The organism is Terribacillus jepli, assembly GCF_047228925.1.
Classification (GTDB): Bacteria; Bacillota; Bacilli; order Bacillales; family Amphibacillaceae; genus Terribacillus.
On the sequence record NZ_JBFEGH010000011.1, the window covers coordinates 148,134 to 154,180 of the forward strand.

A 6,047-nucleotide genomic window follows, 5' to 3' on the forward strand; every position below is an offset into this window, starting at 1 on the left:
ATGAAAAAAGGAAAGCTGATTATTGGGATTGTATTTCTCTTGTTAGGAGTGGCGTTAGTTGCCACTCCCCTTACTATGGAAAGAATGCATGCCAAAGAAGTGAATGAATTAGAAAAAGCCTTTGCAAGCATTGAGGCAGGAGACCAGCCAGAAGCTGGGGGATCCCAAGAGAGAAAATGGTCGGAAGAAGAACTGGCGGAGACGATGAAGCTGGAGATTCCTTCTATCGAACTAGAGCAGTATGTACTCAATCAAACGACAGCAGATAATTTAGCTATCGCATTGACTCAAATCAAGGCAGATCAAGATCCTGCCAAGGACAATTTCTCGATTGCCGGCCATCGCGGTTATCGGGGAGATCGCTTCTTCCGACAGCTGCCCGAAGTGAAACCAGGAGCAGAAATCAAACTGCAGGATAAAGATGCTACCTATATCTATGAAGTGAACAATGTCGAGATAGTGGAACCTGATGATATCGCCATACTGGAAAATGGAGATGATCCCAAAATCACCTTGGTAACATGTACGCTCTCTGGTAAACAGCGAGTTGCTGTAACCGGGGAATTAACGAAAGTCGTGCGAAAAAGCTGAATAAGCCGTGCCATACCAAAATAATATTCTTGTAATTTCGAAAACTACTAAAGAGAAACCAGATCCAAACCGATAATGCTAGTAAAGAAAATCTTGCTGTACTGAGGAAAGGGCGGTCCAATGATCCTGAAAGAAAATGATTTTTTTGTTGGTTTATGGAATGCTTTTCTGGTTTCTGGCTTGTTTTATGCAAGTCTGCTGTACACATATTTATTGTTCTTGAGATAAAATCAGACAAACCAGACCATCTATCTTACTTGCGTGGGGACGTTGAGGGATGCGATCTGAAACTATAATGCAACTATCAGGATGCCAGTAACTTGGCATCTCTTTTTTTGTCCTGCAACATTACAAGAACTTCATACATATTTAACAGGAACTTCATGGCTGTAAGCTATGATGACTATCATACATATTGATAGAGTCGAGGTGGCGAAGATGAAGAGGTGGAAGAGGTGGACAGCCCTGTCGCTTGCGGCAGCAAGCATGGCGATACCGGCTGTAGGACATGCACAAGAGCTCAAAGTTTACGGCCATGATCAAGGACAAGCGCTTCAAGTAGAACAGATTGGCCGCTATGACAGCGGCAGCGGTATCGGGGAAGGCGGTACGGAAATAGTTGCTTATGATGGCAAAACAAAACGTGCCTTCTCGGTCAATGGGGCAGCCAGAGCTTTGGATATTTTGGATTTGAACGGATTGAAGGATGGAAACAATGAGATTCCGCTGTTAAAGCGCGTCTCACTGGAATCTTTTGGCGTAAGTGCTTCTGATGTTACAAGTGTCGCCATCCATCCAGAAGGCGAATTCATTGCGGTATCCGTTCCAAGTGCGGTGAAAACCGACCCGGGTCATGTTGTTTTACTTGATATGGATGGAAACAAGCTGGCGAGTGTCGAAGTAGGCGCCTTGCCCGATATGGTCACCTTCACGCATGATGGAACGAAAGTGCTCGTTGCCAACGAAGGCGAACCTTCCGATGACTACACAGTCAATCCAGAGGGTTCCGTGAGCATCATCAATGTAGCAAATGGACTGGACAACCTATCAGCGGAAACTGCCGTTTTCACTGACGACATAGTGGAGCGGGATGTACGTAAAGTGAATCCCGACCCGGATAACACTTCCTATGCAGAAAACCTGGAGCCGGAATACATAACTGTCGATAAAGATAGCCGCTACGCGTATGTTGCCATCCAGGAAAGCAACGCTATTGCCAAGCTGGATTTGCAGTCGAACAGCTTCATGACGGTGAAAAGTTTAGGATATAAGGACTTCTCCAAAGAGGGTGTGGAGCTGGATCCTTCCAATAAAGATGATGGTATCCAGATTGGCAATTGGCCGGTGCTCAGCATGTACATGCCGGATGGGATGACAGCTTTCCAATCAGGGGGGAAGACATATCTTATCACCGCAAATGAAGGTGATGCTCAGGATTGGGAAGGCTTCTCGGAAGAAGTGCGGGTGGCCGATTTGGCTGCAGAAGATGCATATGCTTTAAATGCTGATCTCTATGAAGGATATGCACAGGAGCAGCTTGATCAGCTTGTCCAGAATGGATTGTTCGAAGACAGCCAATTAGGACGCCTGAACACAAGTATCGTGGCACCGAAAAATGCAGATGGCAAATATGAGGCTGTATACGGCTTTGGCGGGCGAAGTTTTTCCATCTGGGATGCAGACTCCTTGCAGCAAGTGTATGATAGCGGTTCTGATTTCGAAAAAATAACGGCCCAAGCGATTCCGGAGTATTTCAATACGACGAATGATGAAGATAAGCTCGATAACCGCAGTGATGACAAGGGTCCAGAGCCGGAAACAGTCATCACCGGGGAAATGGATGGGAAAACATATGCCTTCATCGGTCTGGAGCGGACAGGCGGTATCATGGCTTATGATGTGACCAACCCCGCAAGCCCTGCATTCTCGACATACTTCACGAGCCGGAACTTCCAGGGGGATGAAGCACCGGTGGATAGTGCCAGCGGTGATGTCGCACCGGAAGGGCTGACATACATACCGGCAGCCGATAGTCCGACGGGTCAGACGCTATTGCTGGCGGCACATGAAGTATCTGGTACGATTGCGGCTTATGCTCTAGGAGAAAAACCGGCAGAGCAGCCGGCTCCTGTACCGGAAGAGGAAGAAGAGACGGCACCACCGGTAACAGAACCGAATGAACCAGCAGAAGATATATCCGCACCGGTAAATGAAGAAGAAAAGCCAAAGGAGCAGGAGACAGAGAAAGTGGAAGGCCAAACAGAGACTGACATGGAGGATTCTGCGAAAGAGACAACATCGGAAAAGCAAGATAGCATTCCGACAGCAGCGAAATCCGATACAGATGACGAAGATGGTCAGCCACTACCGAATACAAGCACCAATGTATTCAATTGGATGCTGGGCGGAGCATTACTCGTTGCTGCTGGTATCATATTCTTTGGAATCAATAAGCTGCGCAAGCGCGCATAAGGAGAGCAGTCACCATATGGTGGCTGCTTTTTCGATTCTCCCCTATAGAGTTTTGAAAATGTTAGCAGTATAATGTCTATGTATTCGCTTACAAAAGGAGGGAGTGCATGGCTGTATTATCATTGATTTTCTTGGAAGTAATTGCACCTTTATTGATTCTTCTTGCTGTGGGCGTCATCCTGCAGCGAAAATTTTCGTTACAGCTCGGTACCTTGTCCAAGCTGCTGACGTATTGCTTCCTGCCTGTGAACGCTTTTATCAATATGTATCAAAGCAGTATGCCGCTTGCTGTATTCGGTCAAATCATTCTATTTTTACTGTTGTTCACAACGTTTTCCATCGGCTTTACGGAAATCACAAGCCGTCTGTTCAAGCTCGAACGAGGCGTAGCGGCTACCTACAAGAATAGTGTGGTGTTGATGAACTCAGGAAACTACGGGATCCCCGTCAGTCAGCTCGTCTTCCATTCCAACCCGCTTGGAGTCTCGATCCAGCTGATCGTCATGGTCTACCAGAATCTGCTCACCTTTACATATGGACTTTATAATATGGTGAGTGTCAAAGCGCAAGGAAATGCCATATTGAAGGAACTCATCCGGCTGCCGATGATTTATGCCATCATCCTTGGAATTTTATGTGCATCGTTTCATATAGACATTCCGATTGTGCTATGGAATCCGATCCAGTCGATTGCCGATGCCTTCCTTGCTGTCGCCTTGATTACTCTTGGAGCGCAAGTGGCACAGATCAAACTGCAGCGGCCGCATGTTGTGCTTTATTTGAGCACGATATCCCGGCTTTTGATCGGACCAGCTGCGGCTTTGGGCATCATTTATTTATTGGGACTGGACGGGACGGTAGCACAGTCGCTATTCATCGCCAGCTCATTCCCTACTTCACGGAACAGCTCGATTTTTGCCCTGGAATATAACAATAATCCGGATTTAGCGGCTCAGACTGTATTGATGACAACAATCCTAAGCAGCATTACCGTCACTGTAGTCGTATACTTGGCAGGGATTTTGTTCGGATAAGCATATTTTTGATAGAGCAGGATAAAAGTTTTAAGTGACAGGATGCAATAGGTTTAACAGAATTGGAAATCTTGGATTGTTCAATAGTATAACTTAATAAATATATTTAAGTTATACTATTGAGTGTGCATGAGGCGTTTATTACGATGTAAACACGGGTTAATCTACCTGAATTTAAGCAGGAAAAGCTGTCATAGAAGCATTCAGTCGGTTATGGTGGGTTTTCTCACTTAAAAAAGTAACAAAACTGTTGAAATTATATTTGGAAGCGCATACAATGAATGTAATATATTATGCAACGCTGCTTAGGATTTGGGGGAATTGTTTCAGGAGACGATGAGGGGGATTTAGCATGTTAGCTATAATGGGTTTCTTGATGGTCTTTCTATTCATGTATTTAATTATGACGAAAAAGCTATCCGCGCTGATTGCGCTGATGATCATTCCAGCGATTTTCGCTGTACTGACAGGGCACGGACCAGAATTAGGGGAAATGTCCCTCAAAGGTATCACGGACTTGGCACCAACTGGAATCATGCTATTATTCGCGATTCTTTATTTTGGAATCATGATTGATGCAGGTTTATTCGATCCAGTCGTCGGCCGTATCTTGAAAGCGGTCAAAGGGGATCCGACGAAAATCGTCATCGGGACGGCTGCGCTTGCACTTGTCGTATCCTTGGATGGTGATGGAACGACAAGTTATATGATTACGGTTTCTGCGTTCTTCCCGCTGTATCAGCGGCTGAAAATGAATCCGCTCATTTTGCCGGCAATCGCCGTCATGTGCGTAAGTTTGACGAATATGGTGCCATGGGGCGGGCCAACAGCACGCGCTGCAGCTGCATTGAATGTAGATGTGGGGGATGTATTCGTTCCGCTTATTCCGACTATGATCGGCGGGGCGATTTGGATTTTGTTCACGGCTTACATCATGGGACGCCGCGAAAGGAAACGTCTTGGTGTCGTTACATTTGATGACGCGGAACAGCGTACATTGCAGCAGCAGGCTGCTACAGTCGATGCTTCCCTGAAACGTCCGAAACTTCTGTGGGTGAACTTTGCACTGACAATTGTCTTAATGTTCGGTCTAATCAAGGGCATCATGCCGCTGCCGGTATTGTTCATGCTGGCATTTGCGATTGCAATCACGATCAACTACCCGAACTTGAAACAGCAGAAAGAACGTATCGCCGATCATGCCGGTAACGTACTTGCAGTCGTTTCCCTCGTATTCGCTGCTGGTATTTTCACTGGTATCCTATCAGGTACCGAAATGGTAGATGCAATGGCATCCAGCCTCATTTCCATCATCCCGGATTCATGGGGCCCGGCTTTCAGCATCATCGTAGCGGTCACAAGTATTCCATTTACATTCTTCATGTCCAATGACGCATATTATTTCGGTGTAGTGCCGATTTTGGCAGAAGCTGCTGCCAACTACGGCTTCTCGGCTGCAGAAATCGCCCGGGCATCCTTGCTTGGACAGCCTGTCCACTTGCTCAGCCCGCTTGTACCAGCTACCTATTTGCTGGTCGGAATGTCGAAGGTCGACTTCGGGGAATTCCAGCGATTCACGATCCTTTGGGCGACAGGGACGGCATTTGCGGTTATTGCGGTAGCTATTGTAACCGGAATCATTTTCTAGGGGCATAAAAATACCGTCCGCAAAGGACGGTATTTTTATGCTCTCAGGTAAGTGCATTTATACTTTCAAAGCGTTAACTGAAAGCCTATTCGACGTGGTTAAAGCTTCAAGGAAGAAAGTATAAGTGCAACTAGGCCTCTGTCTGCGCCTGCGGCTCGCCACTCGGCAAGTTTTCTTTATACTTTCAAAGCTTTAACAAAAAGCAAATTCGACGTAGTTAAGGAAGAAAGTATAAGTGCAACTAGGCCTCTGTCTGCGCCTGCGGCTCGCCACTCGGCAAGTTTTCTTTATACTTTCAAAGC

Annotated in this window: 4 protein-coding genes; all 4 read left to right on the plus strand. The window is 46.4% G+C overall.

What is annotated here, in order from left to right:
* The 4 genes from AB1K91_RS13375 (at window position 1) to AB1K91_RS13390 (ending at window position 5,745) form a co-directional block, all read left to right on the plus strand.
* Window positions 1-591, plus strand: coding sequence for a class D sortase (locus tag AB1K91_RS13375; protein WP_413090437.1), 591 nt, complete (start codon window positions 1-3; stop codon window positions 589-591).
* 438 nt (window positions 592-1,029) lie between these two features.
* Window positions 1,030-3,063, plus strand: coding sequence for a choice-of-anchor I family protein (locus AB1K91_RS13380; RefSeq protein ID WP_413090438.1), 2,034 nt, complete (start codon window positions 1,030-1,032; stop codon window positions 3,061-3,063).
* 107 nt (window positions 3,064-3,170) lie between these two features.
* Entirely contained in the window at window positions 3,171-4,097 is a 927-nt protein-coding gene (locus tag AB1K91_RS13385) for an AEC family transporter (protein ID WP_413090440.1), read from the plus strand.
* A 352-nt stretch (window positions 4,098-4,449) separates the two neighbouring features.
* Complete coding sequence (locus AB1K91_RS13390; protein ID WP_413090442.1) at window positions 4,450-5,745, plus strand: CitMHS family transporter; 1,296 nt, start codon at window positions 4,450-4,452, stop codon at window positions 5,743-5,745.
* Window positions 5,746-6,047 lie beyond the last annotated feature (302 nt).